This window comes from Variovorax sp. LG9.2, assembly GCF_035018885.1.
In the GTDB taxonomy this organism is placed as follows: Bacteria; Pseudomonadota; Gammaproteobacteria; order Burkholderiales; family Burkholderiaceae_C; genus Variovorax.
Genome location: NZ_JASJXB010000001.1, coordinates 31,934 through 50,022, shown reverse-complemented (window position 1 = coordinate 50,022; position 18,089 = coordinate 31,934). Strand labels below are relative to the sequence as shown.

General features: G+C 62.1%; 17 protein-coding genes. All 17 read left to right on the top strand.

The features are described from left to right. Positions 1-16 precede the first annotated feature (16 nt). The 17 genes from QN413_RS00275 (at position 17) to hisB (ending at position 18,075) form a co-directional block, all read left to right on the top strand. Complete coding sequence (locus tag QN413_RS00275) at positions 17-4,762, top strand: glutamate synthase-related protein (RefSeq protein ID WP_323494688.1); 4,746 nt, start codon at positions 17-19, stop codon at positions 4,760-4,762. 52 nt (positions 4,763-4,814) lie between these two features. Beyond that, positions 4,815-6,293, top strand: a complete 1,479-nt coding sequence (locus tag QN413_RS00270; protein ID WP_323494687.1) for a glutamate synthase subunit beta — start codon at positions 4,815-4,817, stop codon at positions 6,291-6,293. Positions 6,294-6,395: 102 nt separating this feature from the next. Then, entirely contained in the window at positions 6,396-7,217 is an 822-nt protein-coding gene (locus QN413_RS00265) for an ABC transporter ATP-binding protein (RefSeq protein WP_323494686.1), read from the top strand. After that, on the top strand, positions 7,214-7,996 hold the full coding sequence (mlaE, locus tag QN413_RS00260; protein ID WP_323494685.1) for a lipid asymmetry maintenance ABC transporter permease subunit MlaE: 783 nt from the start codon (positions 7,214-7,216) through the stop codon (positions 7,994-7,996). The genes QN413_RS00265 and mlaE overlap by 4 nt, the downstream gene beginning before the upstream one ends. A gap of 13 nt (positions 7,997-8,009) precedes the next feature. Continuing rightward, positions 8,010-8,516, top strand: coding sequence for an outer membrane lipid asymmetry maintenance protein MlaD (gene mlaD, locus QN413_RS00255; protein ID WP_323494684.1), 507 nt, complete (start codon positions 8,010-8,012; stop codon positions 8,514-8,516). Next, positions 8,513-9,262 (top strand): VacJ family lipoprotein, encoded by a 750-nt coding sequence (locus QN413_RS00250; RefSeq protein ID WP_323494683.1) that lies wholly within the window; start codon positions 8,513-8,515, stop codon positions 9,260-9,262. The genes mlaD and QN413_RS00250 overlap by 4 nt, the downstream gene beginning before the upstream one ends. A 142-nt stretch (positions 9,263-9,404) precedes the next feature. Beyond that, on the top strand, positions 9,405-10,064 hold the full coding sequence (locus QN413_RS00245) for an ABC transporter substrate-binding protein (RefSeq protein ID WP_323494682.1): 660 nt from the start codon (positions 9,405-9,407) through the stop codon (positions 10,062-10,064). 24 nt (positions 10,065-10,088) lie between these two features. Then, entirely contained in the window at positions 10,089-10,367 is a 279-nt protein-coding gene (locus QN413_RS00240) for an STAS domain-containing protein (RefSeq protein WP_323495005.1), read from the top strand. Between the two features lie 83 nt (positions 10,368-10,450). Beyond that, positions 10,451-11,398 carry an ABC transporter ATP-binding protein gene (locus QN413_RS00235; protein WP_323494681.1) on the top strand — a complete coding sequence of 316 codons (948 nt, stop codon included), beginning with the start codon at positions 10,451-10,453 and terminating at the stop codon, positions 11,396-11,398. Further along, entirely contained in the window at positions 11,395-12,159 is a 765-nt protein-coding gene (locus QN413_RS00230) for an ABC transporter permease (RefSeq protein ID WP_323494680.1), read from the top strand. The genes QN413_RS00235 and QN413_RS00230 overlap by 4 nt, the downstream gene beginning before the upstream one ends. Before the next feature lie 5 nt (positions 12,160-12,164). Further along, complete coding sequence (locus QN413_RS00225) at positions 12,165-12,407, top strand: BolA family protein (RefSeq protein ID WP_323494679.1); 243 nt, start codon at positions 12,165-12,167, stop codon at positions 12,405-12,407. Between the two features lie 53 nt (positions 12,408-12,460). After that, the gene (murA, locus tag QN413_RS00220) at positions 12,461-13,750 is read left to right on the top strand and encodes a UDP-N-acetylglucosamine 1-carboxyvinyltransferase (protein ID WP_323494678.1); all 1,290 of its coding nucleotides are present in this window, start codon (positions 12,461-12,463) and stop codon (positions 13,748-13,750) included. Further along, the gene (gene hisG, locus QN413_RS00215) at positions 13,747-14,391 is read left to right on the top strand and encodes an ATP phosphoribosyltransferase (protein WP_323494677.1); all 645 of its coding nucleotides are present in this window, start codon (positions 13,747-13,749) and stop codon (positions 14,389-14,391) included. The genes murA and hisG overlap by 4 nt, the downstream gene beginning before the upstream one ends. A gap of 50 nt (positions 14,392-14,441) precedes the next feature. Continuing rightward, positions 14,442-15,773, top strand: coding sequence for a histidinol dehydrogenase (hisD, locus tag QN413_RS00210; protein WP_323494676.1), 1,332 nt, complete (start codon positions 14,442-14,444; stop codon positions 15,771-15,773). A 58-nt stretch (positions 15,774-15,831) separates the two neighbouring features. Further along, positions 15,832-16,239 (top strand): hypothetical protein, encoded by a 408-nt coding sequence (locus QN413_RS00205; protein ID WP_323494675.1) that lies wholly within the window; start codon positions 15,832-15,834, stop codon positions 16,237-16,239. 58 nt (positions 16,240-16,297) lie between these two features. Beyond that, positions 16,298-17,422, top strand: a complete 1,125-nt coding sequence (hisC, locus tag QN413_RS00200; RefSeq protein ID WP_323494674.1) for a histidinol-phosphate transaminase — start codon at positions 16,298-16,300, stop codon at positions 17,420-17,422. Then, positions 17,419-18,075, top strand: a complete 657-nt coding sequence (gene hisB, locus QN413_RS00195) for an imidazoleglycerol-phosphate dehydratase HisB (protein ID WP_323494673.1) — start codon at positions 17,419-17,421, stop codon at positions 18,073-18,075. The genes hisC and hisB overlap by 4 nt, the downstream gene beginning before the upstream one ends. The last annotated feature ends 14 nt before the right edge of the window (positions 18,076-18,089 follow it).

Below are 18,089 nucleotides of genomic sequence, written 5' to 3'. Positions count from 1 at the left end.
AAATGAAGGAGCGCCCATGACCACGGACGACGAAATCAAGCATCTCGAACAACACGGTCTGTATTCGGCCTCGAATGAGCACGACGCCTGCGGCCTCGGCTTCGTCGCCCATATCAAGGGCGAAAAGCGCCACGACATCGTGACGCAGGCGCTCAAGATCCTCGAGAACATCGACCATCGCGGCGCAGTCGGTGCAGACAAGTTGATGGGCGATGGCGCCGGCATCCTGATCCAGATTCCCGATGCGCTGTACCGCGAGGAGATGAGCAAGCTGGGCGTGACGTTGCCACCGTATGGCGAATATGGCGTCGGCATGATCTTCTTGCCGAAAGAGCATGCGTCGCGCATGGCCTGCGAGCAGGAGATGGAGCGTGCCATCAAGGCCGAAGGCCAAGTGCTATTGGGCTGGCGCGATGTGCCGGTCAACCGCGAAATGCCGATGTCGCCGGCGGTCAAGAAAACCGAACCGATACTGCGGCAGGTGTTTATCGGTCGTGGCAACGACGTCATCGTGCAGGACGCGCTGGAGCGGAAGCTCTACGTGATCCGCAAGACCGCGAGCGCCAACATCCAGAATCTGGCGCTCAAGCACAGCACCGAGTACTACGTGCCGAGCATGTCGAGTCGCACCGTGGTCTACAAGGGCCTGCTTCTGGCCGACCAGGTCGGCACCTACTACTTCGACCTGCTGGACGAACGCTGCATTTCGGCCATCGGCCTGGTACATCAGCGCTTTTCTACCAACACTTTCCCGAAGTGGCCGCTGGCGCACCCATACCGCTACGTCGCGCACAACGGCGAAATCAACACGGTGCGCGGCAACTACAACTGGATGAAGGCGCGCGAAGGCGTGATGGCCTCACCGGTGCTCGGCCCAGACCTGAAAAAGCTTTACCCAATCAGCTTTGCAGGTCAGTCAGATACCGCCACCTTCGACAACTGCCTCGAGCTGATGACGATGGCCGGCTATCCGATCAGCCAGGCCGTGATGATGATGATCCCGGAGCCGTGGGAGCAGCACACCACGATGGACGAGCGGCGTCGCGCGTTCTACGAATACCACGCCGCGATGATGGAGCCGTGGGACGGCCCGGCATCGATCGTCTTCACCGACGGCCGCCAGATCGGCGCCACGCTCGACCGCAACGGTCTGCGTCCATCCCGCTACTGCGTGACCGACGACGACCTGGTCATCATGGCCAGCGAGTCGGGCGTGCTGCCGATTCCCGAGCACAAGATCCTGCGCAAATGGCGCCTGCAGCCGGGCAAGATGTTCCTGATCGACCTGGAACAGGGTCGCATGATCGACGACGACGAGCTCAAGGCCTACGTCGTCAACACCAAGCCGTACAAGCAGTGGATCGAGAACCTGCGCATCAAGCTCGACAGCGTCGGCTCGACTGTGACGCCCGTGGAAATTCCTGTTAGCGCGGTATCGCTGCTCGACCGTCAGCAGGCCTTTGGCTACACCCAGGAAGACATCAAGTTCCTGATGAGCCCGATGGCGCAGGCCGGCGAGGAGGCCATCGGCTCCATGGGCAACGACAGCCCGCTGGCGGTGCTCTCCAACAAGAACAAGCCGCTGTACAACTACTTCCGGCAGATGTTCGCGCAGGTGACGAACCCGCCGATCGACCCGATTCGCGAAGCCATCGTCATGTCGCTGGTGTCATTTGTAGGCCCCAAGCCCAACCTGCTGGACATCAACCAGGTCAACCCGCCGATGCGGCTGGAGGTGAGCCAGCCGATTCTCGACTTCGCCGACATGGCCAAGCTGCGCGACATCGAGCGGCACACCAAGGGCAAGTTCAAGAGCACGACACTCGACATTACCTACCCGGCCGATTGGGGGCGCGAAGGCGTCGAGGCCAAGCTCGCATCGCTCTGCGCCGAAGCGGTCGACGCGATTAAAAGCGGCAGCAATATTCTGATCGTCAGCGACCGCGCGGTCAGCCTGACGCAGGTTGCTATTCCTTCCTTGCTGGCGTCCAGCGCGATCCATCAGCACCTCGTTCGCGAAGGCTTGCGCACGACCGCCGGCCTGGTGGTCGAAACCGGCAGCGCCCGCGAAGTGCATCACTTCGGCGTGCTGGCCGGGTATGGTGCCGAAGCCGTGCACCCGTACCTCGCGATGGAAACGCTGGCGGCGATGCACGCTGATCTGCCAGGTGACCTGTCCGCAGAGAAGGCTGTTTACAACTACGTGAAGGCGATCGGCAAGGGCCTGTCGAAGATCATGTCCAAGATGGGCGTGAGCACCTACATGAGCTACTGCGGCGCGCAGTTGTTCGAGGCCATCGGCCTGAACAGCGACACGATCGGCAAGTATTTCACCGGCACTGCGAGCCGCGTCGAAGGCATTGGCGTCTTCGAGATTGCGGAAGAAGCCCTGCGCATGCATGCCGCCGCGTTCGGCGACGATCCGGTGCTGGAAAGCATGCTGGATGCCGGCGGCGAATACGCATGGCGCACGCGCGGCGAAGAACACATGTGGAGCCCCGACGCGATCGCCAAGCTGCAGCACAGCACGCGTGCCAACAACTGGAGCACGTACAAGGAATACGCGCAGATCATCAACGACCAGAGCCGTCGGCACATGACTTTGCGCGGCCTGTTCGAGTTCAAGCTCGATCCGTCCAAAGCGATTCCGGTGGAAGAGGTCGAATCGGCGGCCGACATCGTCAAGCGCTTTGCCACCGGCGCGATGTCGCTGGGTTCTATTTCGACCGAAGCTCATTCGACGCTGGCCGTCGCCATGAACCGCATCGGCGGCAAGAGCAACACGGGCGAGGGCGGTGAAGATCCGAATCGCTATCGCAACGAGCTCAAGGGCATCCCGATCAAGCTCGGCGACACGCTGAAAAGCGTGATCGGCGAGGCCAACGTCGAAGTCGACTTGCCGCTGCAAGCCAACGATTCGCTGCGCTCGAAGATCAAGCAGGTGGCATCGGGCCGCTTCGGCGTCACGGCGGAATACCTGACTTCGGCCGACCAGATCCAGATCAAGATGGCTCAGGGTGCCAAGCCCGGCGAAGGCGGCCAGTTGCCCGGCGGAAAGGTGACCGAGTACATCGGCAAGCAGCGGTATTCGGTGCCGGGCGTGGGCCTGATCTCGCCGCCGCCGCATCACGATATCTATTCCATCGAAGACCTGGCGCAGCTGATTCACGACCTGAAAAACGTCGCACCGCACGCCACGATCAGCACCAAGCTCGTGAGCGAAGTGGGCGTGGGCACGGTCGCGACCGGCGTGACCAAGTGCAAGAGCGATCACATCGTGATTGCCGGGCACGACGGCGGCACCGGCGCATCGCCGTGGTCATCGATCAAGCATGCAGGCGGCCCGTGGGAAATCGGCCTGGCCGAAACCCAGCAGACGCTGGTGCTGAATCGCCTGCGCGGCCGGGTGCGGGTGCAGGCCGATGGCCAGATGAAGACCGGTCGCGACGTCGCGATCGGCGCGCTGCTGGGTGCCGATGAGTTCGGTTTTGCCACCGCGCCGCTGATCGTCGAAGGCTGCATCATGATGCGCAAGTGCCACCTGAACACCTGTCCGGTGGGCGTGGCCACGCAAGATCCGGTGCTGCGCAGGAAGTTCTCTGGCAAGCCTGAACACGTCGTCAACTACTTCTTCTTCGTCGCAGAAGAGATGCGCCAGATTATGGCGCAACTGGGCATGCGCACGGTCAACGAAATGATCGGCCGCGCCGACCTGCTCGACATGAAAAAGGGCATCGCTCACTGGAAGGCCAGCGGCCTCGATTTCAGTCGGCTGTTCGCGCTGCCGAACGTGCCGGCCGACGTGCCGCGTTTCCATGTCGAGAACCAGGACCACGGGCTGGAGCACAACCTCGACACCAAGCTCATCGAGAAGTCGCGTGCGGCCATCGACAAGGGCGAGAAGGTGCAGTTCATCGAGGTGGTTCGCAACGTCAACCGCACGGTTGGCGCCAAGCTGTCGGGCGCGCTGACGCGGGTGCATCCTGAAGGGTTGCCGGACGATTCGATCCGCATTCAGCTCGAAGGCACGGGCGGGCAATCGTTTGGCGCGTTCCTGGCGCGCGGCATCACGCTGTACCTCATCGGCGATGCCAACGACTACACCGGCAAGGGCTTGTCGGGCGGACGCATCGTGGTGCGGCCAAGTCTCGATTTCCGCGGCGAAGCGGTGCGTAACACCATCGTCGGCAATACGGTGATGTACGGCGCCACGACCGGCGAGGCCTACTTTTGCGGCGTGGGTGGCGAACGCTTCGCGGTGCGGCTTTCGGGCGCGACCGCAGTGGTCGAAGGCACTGGCGACCACGGCTGCGAGTACATGACTGGCGGCACGGTGGCGGTGCTCGGCAAGACCGGCCGCAACTTCGCGGCCGGCATGAGCGGCGGTGTGGCTTTCGTCTATGACGAAGACGGCCAGTTCGCTTCGCGCTGCAACATGGCGATGGTCACGCTCGAAAAGGTGCTGACCACCGCCGAGCAGACCGCGACCATCAAGCGCTCGATCTGGCACAACGGCATCACCGACGAAGCGCAACTGCGCAAGCTGCTCGAAGAGCACCACCGCTGGACCGGCAGCAAGCGCGCGCGCGAACTGCTCGACGACTGGCCGATGGCGCGCAGCAAGTTCGTGAAAGTGTTCCCGAACGAATACAAGCGCGCGCTCGGCGAGATCCACGACCGGAAGTTGGAACTCGCCAGCAGCGGCAACAACGCGCAGGCGGGGCTCGAATCCAAGGCGGTTCGCACGCCGGCCGCGGTCTGACGCGCAAGCACACAGACCACGACACGATCCATAAAAAAGACAGGACAGCACGATGGGAAAGATCACTGGCTTCATGGAGCATGAGCGCATCGAAGAGGGCTACAAGCCCATCGACGAGCGCGTCAAGCACTACAAGGAATTCGTCGTCGCCCTCACGCCCGACGAGGCCAAGGTGCAAGGCGCTCGCTGCATGGACTGCGGTACGCCGTTCTGCAATAGCGGCTGCCCGGTCAACAACGTCATTCCGGACTTCAACGATCTGGTGTACCGCAACGACTGGAAAAACGCCTTTGCGGTGCTCGACTCGACCAACAACTTCCCCGAGTTCACTGGCCGCATTTGCCCCGCGCCGTGCGAGGCCGCCTGCGTGTTGAATGTGAACGACGACCCGATCGGCATCAAATCCATCGAGCACGCCATCATCGATCGCGCATGGGACGAAGGCTGGGTCAAGCCGCGTGTGGCCAAGCACAGGACCGGCAAGAAGGTTGCCGTGGTTGGCGCCGGCCCGGCCGGACTGGCTGCGGCGCAGCAGTTGGCACGCGTTGGCCATGACGTGACGCTCTTCGAGAAGAACGACCGCATCGGCGGCCTGCTGCGCTATGGCATTCCGGACTTCAAGATGGAGAAGACGCACATCGATCGCCGCGTCGAACAGATGAAGGCCGAGGGCGTGACCTTCCGCACCAGCGTCGTCATTGGCGCTGCGAAGGAGCCGATGGGCAAGGGCTCGAAGGTTGTCAACCTGGCCAAGGAAACCGTCACGCCCGAGCAGCTCGACAAGGAGTTCGACGCGGTGCTGTTGACCGGTGGATCAGAGCAGTCGCGCGATTTGCCGGTGCCCGGCCGCGAACTGGACGGTATTTATTTCGCGATGGAATTCCTGCCGCAACAAAACCGGGTCAATGCGGGTGACAAGGTCAAAGGTCAGCTGCGGGCCGATGGCAAGCACGTCATCGTGATCGGCGGCGGCGACACCGGCTCAGATTGCGTCGGCACCAGCAATCGTCATGGCGCGGTGAGCGTGACGCAATTCGAAGTCATGCCACAGCCGCCGGAGGAAGAAAACCGGCCGATGACGTGGCCTTATTGGCCGATCAAGCTGCGCACCAGCTCCAGCCACCAGGAAGGGTGCGAGCGCGAGTTCGCTATCTCGACCAAGGAATTCATCGGCGAAAAAGGAAAGATCACCGGTCTCAAGACCGTCCGCGTGGAATGGAAGGACGGCAAGATGGTCGAAGTCGCGGGCAGCGAACAGATTCTGAAAGCCGATCTTGTATTGCTGGCGATGGGCTTCGTCAATCCGGTGGCCAATGTGCTCGACGCCTTCGGTATCGAAAAAGACGGACGCGGCAATGCCAAGGCCACGGTCGATTTCACGGGCGGCTACGCCACTAACGTGCCCAAGGTGTTCGCTGCAGGCGACATGCGGCGCGGGCAGTCGCTCGTGGTGTGGGCGATTCGCGAGGGTCGCCAGGCGGCAAGATCGGTCGATGAATTCTTGATGGGGTTCAGCGACTTGCCACGTTGAAGTCATTGCTCTCGCTGTAGCTGCAGTACAACGGTTGTCCCCTTATCATGGGGGAAACCCCACGCCGGAATGTCTGAAGAGACGCCCGGCTTTTTTTATTAAATGGACCCTGTTCCGCCCCCTCTCGTCGAATTCCGCGAAGTCGTCTTCGGCTACGGCACGCGTCCGATTCTCGATGGCGTCTCTTTCGAGGTGCCACGCGGCAAGGTCACGGCATTGATGGGGGCTTCGGGCGGTGGCAAGACCACGGTGCTCAGGCTGATCGGTGGTCAGTTGCGGGCCCAGCGCGGCCAAGTGCTGCTCGATGGCAAGGACGTCGGCTTGATGAAAGCCGATGCGTTGTATGCGGCGCGGCGACGCATGGGCATGCTGTTTCAGTTCGGCGCACTTTTTACTGACATGAGCGTGTTCGACAACGTCGCCTTCCCGATCCGCGAACACACGCGGCTCACAGAGGCGTTGATCCGCGACATCGTGCTGATGAAGCTCGACGCGGTCGGCCTCCGTGGCGCGCGAGATTTGATGCCGAGCGAGGTGTCCGGCGGGATGGCTCGGCGCGTGGCGCTGGCCCGCGCTATCGCTCTGGATCCCGAACTGGTGATGTACGACGAGCCGTTTGCCGGTCTCGACCCGATTTCGCTCGGCACCGCGGCGCGCCTGATTCGGAGTCTGAACGACACTTTGGGGCTGACCAGCATCGTCGTGTCGCACGACCTCGACGAGACGTTTCGCATCGCCGACCACGTGATCGTGCTGGCCAACGGCAAGATCGCCGCGCAGGGCAGTCCGAGCGACGTTCGCCAGAGCGCCGATTCGCTGGTGCACCAGTTCGTCAACGCGCTGCCCGAGGGTCCGGTGCATTTTCACTATCCCGGTGTCAGTGTCGAAGAAGACTTCGGCCAGGTGAAGGGCGAACCGCTATGAGTTGGTGGAAACCTTCCGACATCGGTTTTGCGGTGCGCAGCAAGCTGGCGAACTTGGGCTACGGTGCGCGGCTCTTCCTGCGCCTGCTGTTCCAGGGCGCGCGCAGCCTTCGTCGCTTCGGCCTCGTTCGCGACCAGATCCACTTTCTCGGTAACTATTCGCTGGCCATCATCGGCGTGTCCGGCTTGTTCGTCGGCTTCGTATTGGGCCTACAGGGCTACTACACGCTGCAGCGCTACGGCTCCTCCGAGGCGCTCGGATTGCTGGTCGCCTTGTCGCTGGTACGCGAGCTCGGTCCGGTGATCGCCGCACTGCTTTTCGCGGGCCGCGCCGGCACGTCGCTTACGGCTGAAATTGGTCTCATGAAGGCGGGCGAACAACTGAGCGCGATGGAAATGATGGCGGTCGATCCGGTGCAGCGCATCCTGGCGCCGCGCTTCTGGGCGGGCGTGATCACCATGCCGTTGCTCGCCGCGGTATTCAGTGCCGTCGGTGTCGGCGGCGGCTATGTGGTGGGCGTGCTGATGCTCGGCGTCGACCCGGGTGCTTTCTGGGGCCAGATGCAGGGCGGCATCGATGTCTGGCGTGACGTCGGTAACGGCGTGATCAAGAGCATCGTTTTCGGCTTCACGGTCACCTTCATCGCGCTGCTGCAAGGCTTCGAGGCGCAGCCCACGCCTGAAGGCGTCTCGCGCGCCACCACCCGCACCGTGGTGGTGGCTTCGCTGGCCGTCCTCGGGCTCGATTTTCTGCTGACGGCAATGATGTTCAGCATCTAGTAGGACAACATCAATGCAACGCTCTAACAAAGATATATGGGTCGGGCTCTTCGTGCTGATCGGCGCAGCGGCGCTGCTCTTTCTTGCACTGCAATCGGCTAACTTGCTGAGCCTTAACTTTCAAAAGACATACAGCGTCACGGCCCGCTTCGACAATATCGGTGGCCTCAAACCACAAACGGCGGTCAAGAGTGCCGGGGTAGTGGTCGGGCGCGTCGAATCGATCACGTTCGACGACAAGAACTTTCAGGCAAGCGTGACGCTTGGGTTACAGACCCGCTACAGTTTCCCGAAAGACAGTTCCCTCAAGATTTTGACGAGCGGTCTGCTGGGTGAGCAATACATCGGGATTCAGGCCGGCGCAGACGAGAAAAATCTCCAGGCAGGCGACACGATCACCGACACGCAGTCGGCCGTCGTGCTCGAGAACCTGATCAGCCAGTTTTTGTTCAGCAAGGCGGCAGATGGAAACACATCGCCAGCAGCTCCAGCGACCCAAGCGACTCCAAATAAAAAATGAAAACTACGATTCAACCGCGAAACGCTACGACAAATGCGGCGCGCTTCGCCCAATGGGCGATTGCTGCCGTCGTGCTTGCGTCGACGTTCGGTTGTGCGACTGTCAGCGGCCAGGCGCCGAATCCGATCGACCCACTCGAGCCGTTCAACCGAAGCGTTTTCCGTTTTAACGAAGGCGTCGACCGCGCTGTGCTCCGCCCTGTTGCGACGGCTTACCGCGACACACTTCCGCTGATGGTGCGCACCGGTGTCAGCAACTTCTTCGGCAATCTCGGAGACGTCTGGAGCCTGGCAAATAACGTGATGCAGCTCAAGCTGCAAAACAGCGCCGAGACTTTCATGCGTCTTAACGTCAACACCATCTTTGGTCTGGGTGGCTTGCTCGACATCGCCTCGGAAGCCGGCATCGAGCGTCATCGCGAAGATTTTGGGCAGACACTTGGGCGCTGGGGTGTTCCGACGGGGCCCTATGTGGTTTTGCCGTTGCTTGGCCCGTCGACGGTCCGCGATACCGCCGCGTTGCCTGTCGATCACTATGGTGATGTGCTGTCGGTCGTGCATGACATTGGCGCACGAAACTCGCTCTACGCCTTGAGAGTCGTCGACGAGCGCGCCACTTTCTTGCGAGCCGGTCAGATGCTCGACGAAATAGCGCTCGACAAGTATTCGTTTACGCGGGACGCGTTCATGCAGCATCGTCGCAGTGAAGTCTCGGGTGGCGGCGCCTCGGGCGGTGATGGCGAGTAGGCCGAAAAATGGCCACTGGCAATTCCTTTGTGCTTTGCATCCGTTTACAAGCAATGGCGATTGCCCTGGGGAACCCTGTAGTCGGCGCCTCGCTCCAAACCGTTTCGACAGCTACACAGTTATTTTGCACAGACTGAATCAAATGAAATCCACCACCATATTGCAGCGCAGAACTCTTGGGCAATTCGTGCTGGCCGGCGCGCTGCTGCTGGGCGGCGCATTGGTTGCCGTATCGTCCGCTCGGGCCGCGGATGAGTCGCCCGATGCGCTTGTCAAGCGCATTACCGCCGACGTCCTCGACACGATCAAAGCGGACACGTCGATCAAGGCGGGCGACACACGCAAGATCATGGCGCTGGTCGACAGCAAGATCATGCCGAATCTCGACTTCCAGCGCATGACCTCGTCGGCGGTCGGACCGGCTTGGCGTCAAGCCACCCCTGAGCAGCAAAAGCGGCTGCAGGATGAGTTCAAGTTGCTGCTGGTCCGTACTTACGCTGGCGCGTTGGACCAGGTGAGCGATCAAACCGTGACGATTCGCCCGTACCGTGGCTCGCCGGACGACAAGGAAGCACTGGTGCGTACCGAAGTGCGTGGCCGTGGCGATCCGGTTCAACTCGACTACCGCCTGGTGCGCACGCCGGGCGATGGCAGCGGCTGGAAGGTCTACAACCTGAATGTTTTGGGCGTCTGGCTGGTGGATACGTACCGCACCCAGTTCGCCGAGCAGATCAACAGCAAGGGCATCGACGGTTTGATCGCGACGCTGGCGGCACGCAACAAGACCGACGCCAAGAGCTGATATCGCCACCGCTTCAAACACATGATGCTTGTCCTGCCCTCCAAGTTGACCCAAGAAGAGGCGCCTGCGTGCATGCGCATGCTGCAGCAGGGCATGGCAGGGCAGTCGGAGCCCGGCACGGCGACAGTCATCGATGCCAGTGCGCTGTCGCATTTCGACTCGTCGGCGATCGCGGTGCTGCTCGAATGCCGTCGTGAAGCCAGCGCGCTCGGGCGCGGTTTTGCCGTCAAGGGGCTCTCGTCCCGCTTGCGTGAACTGGCCTCGCTCTACGGCGTTGCCGGCCTGTTGCCTGCCGCTCCCTGAAGTGGTGCCTGTGGTCGATTAAGCGCCGTGCTGCCCCTACGGCGCCCCAGAATCGCGCCGACCCGTAAAATCATGGGCTCCCCATGCCAGCGATCTCCTTTCAATCGGTCTCCAAGACCTACCCTCCCTCCCGTCTACAGCGCGCTCAAGGCAAACCCGGCTTGCGCGCGGTCGACGATGTTAATTTCCAGATCGAAGAGGGCGAATTCTTCGGCCTCCTGGGCCCGAACGGTGCGGGCAAGACGACGCTGATCAGCATGCTCGCCGGGCTTTCGCGCCCGACGACAGGCAGCATCAGCGTCCGCGGCTTCGACGTGCAACGCGACTTTGCCGATGCGCGACGTCAGCTCGGCGTCGTGCCGCAAGAACTCGTCTTCGACCCGTTCTTCAATGTGCGAGAGTCGTTGCGCATTCAGTCGGGCTACTTCGGCATCAAGAACAACGACGCCTGGATCGACGAGCTGTTGCAGAGTCTTGGTCTGGCCGACAAGGCGACCGCAAACATGCGCCAGCTCTCAGGCGGTATGAAGCGTCGCGTGCTGGTGGCTCAGGCGCTGGTGCACAAGCCTTCCGTGATCGTGCTGGACGAGCCCACCGCCGGTGTCGATGTCGAGCTGCGCCAGACGCTCTGGCAGTTCATCGCCAAGCTCAACAAGCAGGGCAGCACTGTGCTGCTCACCACGCACTACCTCGAAGAAGCCGAAGCGCTATGCAATCGCATCGCGATGCTGAAACAGGGCCGTGTGATTGCGCTCGATCGCACCAGCGCACTTCTCAGTTCGGCGGCCAGCAACGTGCTGCGTTTCAAGACGGATGCGTCGCTGCCTTGGGCCATCGCCCAACACGCCCGCATCACGGGGCGCATCGTGCAGTTGCCTGCGCAAAACGCGCACGAAGTGGAACAACTGCTGACCGCGATCCGCGAAGCCGGCGTGGCGGTGGAAGACGTCGAGATGCGCAAGGCCGATCTTGAAGACGTGTTCATCGACCTGATGGCGGGCGAGCAGGCGCCGTTGGAGGTGGCGCGATGATCGCCGTCACCGGTTGGCACGCGTTGCTATACAAGGAGGTGCTGCGCTTCTGGAAGGTTGGATTCCAGACGGTCGGGGCGCCTGTTCTCACCGCGGTGCTTTACCTCATGGTGTTCGGCCACGTGCTTGAAAACCACGTTAAGGTTTATGGCTCCGTCAGCTACACCGCGTTCCTGATTCCGGGTCTGGTGATGATGAGCGTGCTGCAAAACGCGTTCGCCAACAGTTCGTCGTCGATCATCCAGAGCAAGATTATGGGCAGCATGGTGTTCGTGTTGCTGACGCCGCTGTCGCACTGGGGCTGGTTTTTTGCTTACGTCGGTTCGTCGATCATCCGCGGCTTGGCAGTGGGGCTCGGCGTTTTCATCGTGACCATCTTCTTCGCCATGCCGCAGTTCGCAGCGCCAGTGTGGATCCTCGTGTTCGCGTTTTTAGGCTCGGCGATGCTCGGAACACTCGGTTTGATCGCTGGCCTGTGGGCCGAGAAGTTCGATCAAATGGCTGTGTTCCAGAACTTCCTCATCATGCCGATGACCTTTTTGTCGGGAGTGTTTTATTCAATCGGATCGCTGCCGCCGTTCTGGCAGGCCGTCAGTCACCTCAATCCGTTTTTCTACATGATCGACGGCTTCCGCTACGGCTTTTTCGGCGTGAGCGATGCGTCGCCTTGGCTCAGCTTCGGCATTGTCGGAGTCGCTTGGCTCGTCGTGAGCGCGATCGCCGTCAATCTGCTGCGCATTGGTTACAAAATTCGGGGCTGAGCAAGATGACATCCGATGAACTTCAATCGATCATTCAATCAGGCTTGCCGTGTGAGCACATCGCGCTGGAAGGTGACGGCCGTCACTGGTATGCCACCATCGTGTCGGCGGAATTCGAGGGCAAGCGCGCCATCCAGCGACATCAGCGCGTCTACGCCACCCTCGGTGCGAAAATGCACACCGACGAAGTGCACGCACTGTCGATGAAGACTTTCACGCCGACCGAATGGGCGGCGTCGCAAACATAGCGGCTGGCTTTTGACGGCCATCCAATGGCCCTGATTTTTTCGCTGGATTCTCGATGGACAAACTTCTTATTCGCGGTGGGCGCACGCTCCAGGGCGAAGTGCTTATTTCCGGCGCCAAGAATGCCGCGCTGCCCGAACTGTGCGCGGCGCTGTTGACCGACCAGCCCGTGACGCTTCGCAATGTCCCGCGCCTGCAAGATGTGTCGACCATGCTTAAGCTGGTCCGTAACATGGGCGTCGCGGCCGAGCGCGACGACAACGGCATGGTGCGGCTCGACGCGAGCGATCTGACCAATCCGGAAGCGCCGTACGAACTGGTCAAAACCATGCGCGCCTCGGTGCTGGCGCTCGGCCCGCTGCTGGCGCGCTTCGGTCACGCCAAGGTGTCGCTGCCGGGCGGCTGCGCCATCGGATCGCGTCCAGTCGACCAGCACATCAAGGGCCTGCAGGCGATGGGCGCCGAGATCGTCGTCGAGCACGGTTACATGATCGCGCGGCTGCCGGAGGGCCGTACGCGGCTGCGTGGCGCCAGCATCCTGACCGACATGGTGACGGTGACCGGCACCGAAAATTTCTTGATGGCTGCAGCCCTGGCCGAGGGCGAAACGCTGCTCGAAAATGCGGCGCAAGAACCCGAGATCGTCGACCTTGCTGAAATGCTCATCAAGATGGGCGCGAAGATCGAAGGCCACGGCACCAGCCACATCCGTGTTCAGGGCGTCGCCAAACTGCATGGCTGCGAACACGCGGTGGTGGCCGACCGCATCGAGGCCGGCACGTTCCTCTGTGCGGTGGCGGCTACCGGCGGCAATGTGCTGCTGCGCCATGCACGCGCCGAGCACATGGACGCGGTGATCGACAAGCTGCGCGAGGCGGGCTGCAAGGTGACTTCGGAAGCGGGCGGCGTGCGCATCAGCTCCCAGGGGCCGGCGCACGCGCACCTTACGGCGCAGAGCTTCAGCACCACCGAGTACCCGGGCTTTCCGACCGACATGCAGGCGCAGTTCATGGCACTCAACGTGATCGCCAAAGGCGCCTCGATGGTCACGGAAACCATCTTCGAAAACCGCTTCATGCATGTGAACGAGATGGTTCGTCTCGGCGCGACCATTCACGTCGAAGGCAAGGTTGCGATGGTCGAGGGTGTAAAGCAACTTTCGGGTGCCACGGTGATGGCGACCGATCTGCGAGCCTCGGCCAGTTTGGTCATCGCCGGTCTGGTTGCCGATGGCGAGACACTCATCGACCGCATTTACCACCTCGACCGCGGCTACGACCGCATGGAAACCAAGCTGCGTGGCCTGGGTGCAGATATCGAGCGTCTGGCAGGAGCGTCTGCTTGATCACGCTGGCCTTATCGAAAGGGCGCATTTTCGACGAGACGCTGCCCATGCTGGCCGCGGCCGGGATCGAGGTCACCGAAGACCCCGAAAAATCACGCAAGCTGATCCTCGCGACCAACCAGCCCGATGTGCGCGTGGTGCTTGTCCGGCCGTCCGATGTGCCTACTTATGTGCAATGGGGCGGTGCCGATATCGGGGTCACCGGGCTCGACACCATGATCGAGCACGGCAACGCCGGCTTGTATCTGCCGCTCGACCTGAAGATCGCCGCCTGCCGCATGAGCGTGGCGGCACGCGCCGACTTCGACTACGCCCATGCAGTGCGACAAGGCGCGCGCCTGAAGATCGCCACCAAGTTCGTCGGCATCGCGCGCGACTTCTTCGCCGTCAAGGGCGTGCACGTCGACCTCATCAAGCTCTACGGCAGCATGGAACTGGCGCCGCTCACCGGGCTGGCCGACGCGATCGTCGACATCGTCTCGACCGGCAACACGCTGCGGGCCAACAACCTGGTCGAGGTCGAGCACATCATGGAAATCAGCGCCCGACTGGTGGTGAACCAAGCGGCGCTCAAGCTCAAGCGCGAGCCCATCCGCCGCATCATCGATGCGTTCGCGTCGGCGATTGCGACGACACCTTGATCCTCGCGCCGTGACCCTTTCCGCCATCCTCCCTGCGATCCTTTGACGTCATGAAATTGACCGCATTTCCCGCGCGACTCTCCACCGCATCGACCAATTTCGAGGCCGAGTTCAAAGCGCGACTTCATTGGTCCGCCGAGGCGGATGCCGCCATCGAAAAAGTGGCGGCCGACATCCTCGCCGACGTACAACAGCGCGGCGATGCGGCGGTGCTCGCGTACACGCGCCGCTTCGACGGGCTCGATGCCGCATCGATGCAGCAAGTCGAGCTCACGCAGGCGGAAATGAAAACCGCTTTCGAGGAGTTGCCCGCCGTGCAGCGCGAGGCGCTCCAGTCCGCGGCTGCACGAGTGCGCAGCTTCCATGAGGCGCAGAAAAAGGCGTCGGGCGAGAGCTGGCGTTATCGCGACGCCGACGGTACGCTGCTCGGCCAAAAGGTCACGCCGCTCGACCGCGTCGGCATCTATGTGCCGGGCGGCAAGGCAGCCTATCCGTCGAGCGTGCTGATGAACGCCATTCCCGCCCACGTCGCCGGAGTTGGCGAAATCATCATGGTCGTGCCGACGCCGCGCGGTGAAAAGAACCCGCTTGTGCTGGCTGCGGCTTATGTCGCCGGCGTTACGCGCGGCTTCACGATCGGCGGCGCTCAGGCCATTGGCGCGCTGGCTTACGGCACGCAAACCATTCCGGCCGTCGACAAGATCACCGGCCCCGGCAACGCCTATGTGGCAGCGGCAAAACGCCGCGTGTTCGGCACCGTCGGCATCGACATGATCGCCGGCCCAAGCGAAATCCTGGTGTTGGCCGACGGCACCACACCACCCGACTGGGTTGCTATGGACCTCTTCAGCCAGGCCGAGCACGACGAGTTGGCGCAGAGCGTGTTGTTGAGCCCCGATGCGGCGTACATCGATCGCGTGCAGCAGGAGATCGATCGGTTGCTGCCCGACATGCCGCGCGCCGGCATCATCGCTGCGTCGTTGAACGGCCGCGGTGCGCTCATCCACACGCGCAGCATGGAAGAAGCCTGCGAAATCAGCAACCGCATCGCGCCCGAGCATCTGGAGGTGTCGAGCAGCGAGCCGCATCGGTGGGAGCCGCTGCTGCGCCACGCCGGGGCCATTTTTCTGGGCGCTTTCACCAGTGAAACGCTCGGCGACTACTGCGCTGGGCCGAACCATGTCTTGCCGACGTCCGGCACGGCGCGCTTTTCAAGTCCGCTCGGCGTCTACGATTTTCAGAAACGCAGTAGTCTGATCGAGGTGAGCGAGCAGGGCGCGCAAACGCTCGGCCCGATAGCCGTCACGCTGGCCGAAGGCGAGGGGCTGTTCGCCCATGCCCGTGCAGCGGCGATGCGACTGCGCAACTCCCGGGGTTCCTGATTTCAGTACTTTGAGTACTTTCAGTCCTTCAGTCCTTCAGTCCCGCAACCAATTCGCGATGTCCGGTATGTTTTCTATGCTGAGGCGCTGGGCCACCTTTCATCGAATTTCAACGCTGACTAATTTGGGCGCGGTGTTCGTATTTGCAGTGCTGTGCACGACTGCCGCCAATGCGATGACGATCCGCCAGTTCAAGCTGCTCGAAGCGAACGAGAAAAACGGCAAGGTCTACGCCGGCTACTACCTGGTCGGCGTGATGGAGGGTTTGCGCGAGGCCAGCGAGGCGTCGCAGCGCGAAGGCCGGAAGCCACCGTTCTGCGTCGAGAATCGCAAGCTCGATCCTGAGATGGCGCGCTCGCTCTACCAGACAGAATTGAAGCGCAACGCCGAAAGTTATGAAGCCGATATGCCCGTTCAACTGGTGCTGTCGGCAGCGCTCCGCAACAGTTACCGCTGCACGCACTGACTGATCCCCGCGACGCACAATCTTGTGACCTCGCAACCTTTCGATCTCCTGATTGCCCATGACTCCTGCATCGTCCGCCGACGTTTCGAACCCCGCGCTGCAACGCTTTCGCGCCGACGTGAAATCAATGCATGCCTACGCGGTGCAAGACGCGAACGGCATGGTCAAGCTCGACGCGATGGAAAACCCGTTCGGCCTGCCTCCTGCGCTGCAGGCCGAACTGGGCGCGCGGCTTGGTGCGCTGGCCATCAACCGTTATCCCGGCGATCGAGGTGTGGACCTGCAGCGTGCGCTGGCTGCGCACGCCCGCATGCCCGAGGGTTTCGCGCTGATGCTCGGCAATGGGTCGGACGAGCTGATTTCGCTTTTGGCGCTGGCGTGCGACCTGCCCGGTGCGACGGTGCTGGCGCCGGTGCCCGGCTTTGTGATGTACGCGATGAGTGCGCAGTTGCAGGGGCTTCGGTTCGTCGGTGTACCGCTCACCGCAAACTTCGAACTCGATGAAGCGGCGATGCTGGAAGCGATCGCGCTTGAGAAGCCCGCCATCGTCTACCTCGCTTATCCGAACAATCCCACCGCTAACTTGTGGGACGACGGCGTTATCGAGAAGATCGTCGATGCGCAAGGCGCGCAGGGCGGCTTGGTCGTGATGGACGAGGCCTACCAGCCCTTCGCTGGCAAAAGCTATATCGGCAGGATCGCCAAGCATGGGCATGTGCTCTTGATGCGCACGCTGAGCAAGTTCGGGTTGGCCGGCGTGAGGCTCGGTTACCTGATGGGCCCGGCAGCGCTCATCGCCGAGGTCGACAAGGTGCGCCCGCCCTACAACATCAGCGTGCTGAATTGCGAGTGCGCGCTGTTCGCACTTGAGCATTCCGCGGTGTTCGAGGCACAGGCCGAAACCATCCGCGCCGAGCGCGCCAAGTTGCTCGCCGCGTTGACAGCGTTGCCCGGCGTGACCGTTTGGCCGAGCGACGCCAACATGATCCTGGTGCGCATCGAGGGGGATGGGCAGGCCGGCGGCGACCGCGCCGGAAAAACCTTCGATCGCATGAAGGCGCACGGCGTGCTCGTGAAGAACGTTTCTAAAATGCACCCACTGCTCGCGAACTGCCTGCGCCTCACAGTCGGAACCGCCGACGAGAACGCTCAGATGCTCGCGGCGATCCGAAAATCCTTATGAACACCCCCACGACACCCGATCAGGTTCTCGCGGCCGCGGCCGGCGCTTCTTCCGGCGTGCCCGGCGCGCGTACGGCCTCTGTTACCCGCAACACGGCGGAAACAAAGATCACCGTCAGCGTCAATCTCGATGGCTCCGGCAAGGCGAAACTGTCAACCGGCATCGGTTTCTTCGACCACATGCTCGACCAGATCGCGCGCCACGGCTTGATCGATCTCGACATCCATTGCGAGGGCGACCTGCACATCGACGGCCACCATACGGTCGAAGACGTGGGCATCACGCTGGGCCAGGCGGTCGCCAAGGCGATCGGCGACAAGAAGGGCATTCGCCGCTACGGCCACGCCTACGTGCCGCTGGACGAAGCCTTGAGCCGTGTCGTGATCGATTTTTCGGGCCGTCCCGGGCTGGTCATGGACGTGCCGTTCACCAGCGGGATGATCGGCACTTTCGACAGCCAGCTTACCTACGAATTTTTTCAGGGCTTCGTGAACCACGCGTTCGTCACGCTGCACATCGACAACCTGAAAGGCGTCAACGCGCACCACCAGTGCGAGACGGTCTTCAAGGCGTTTGCGCGGGCCGTGAGAGCCGCGCTCGAAGTCGATCCGAGATCGATCGGCGTCATTCCGTCGACCAAAGGCTCCCTCTGAAAGATTCGAACGGC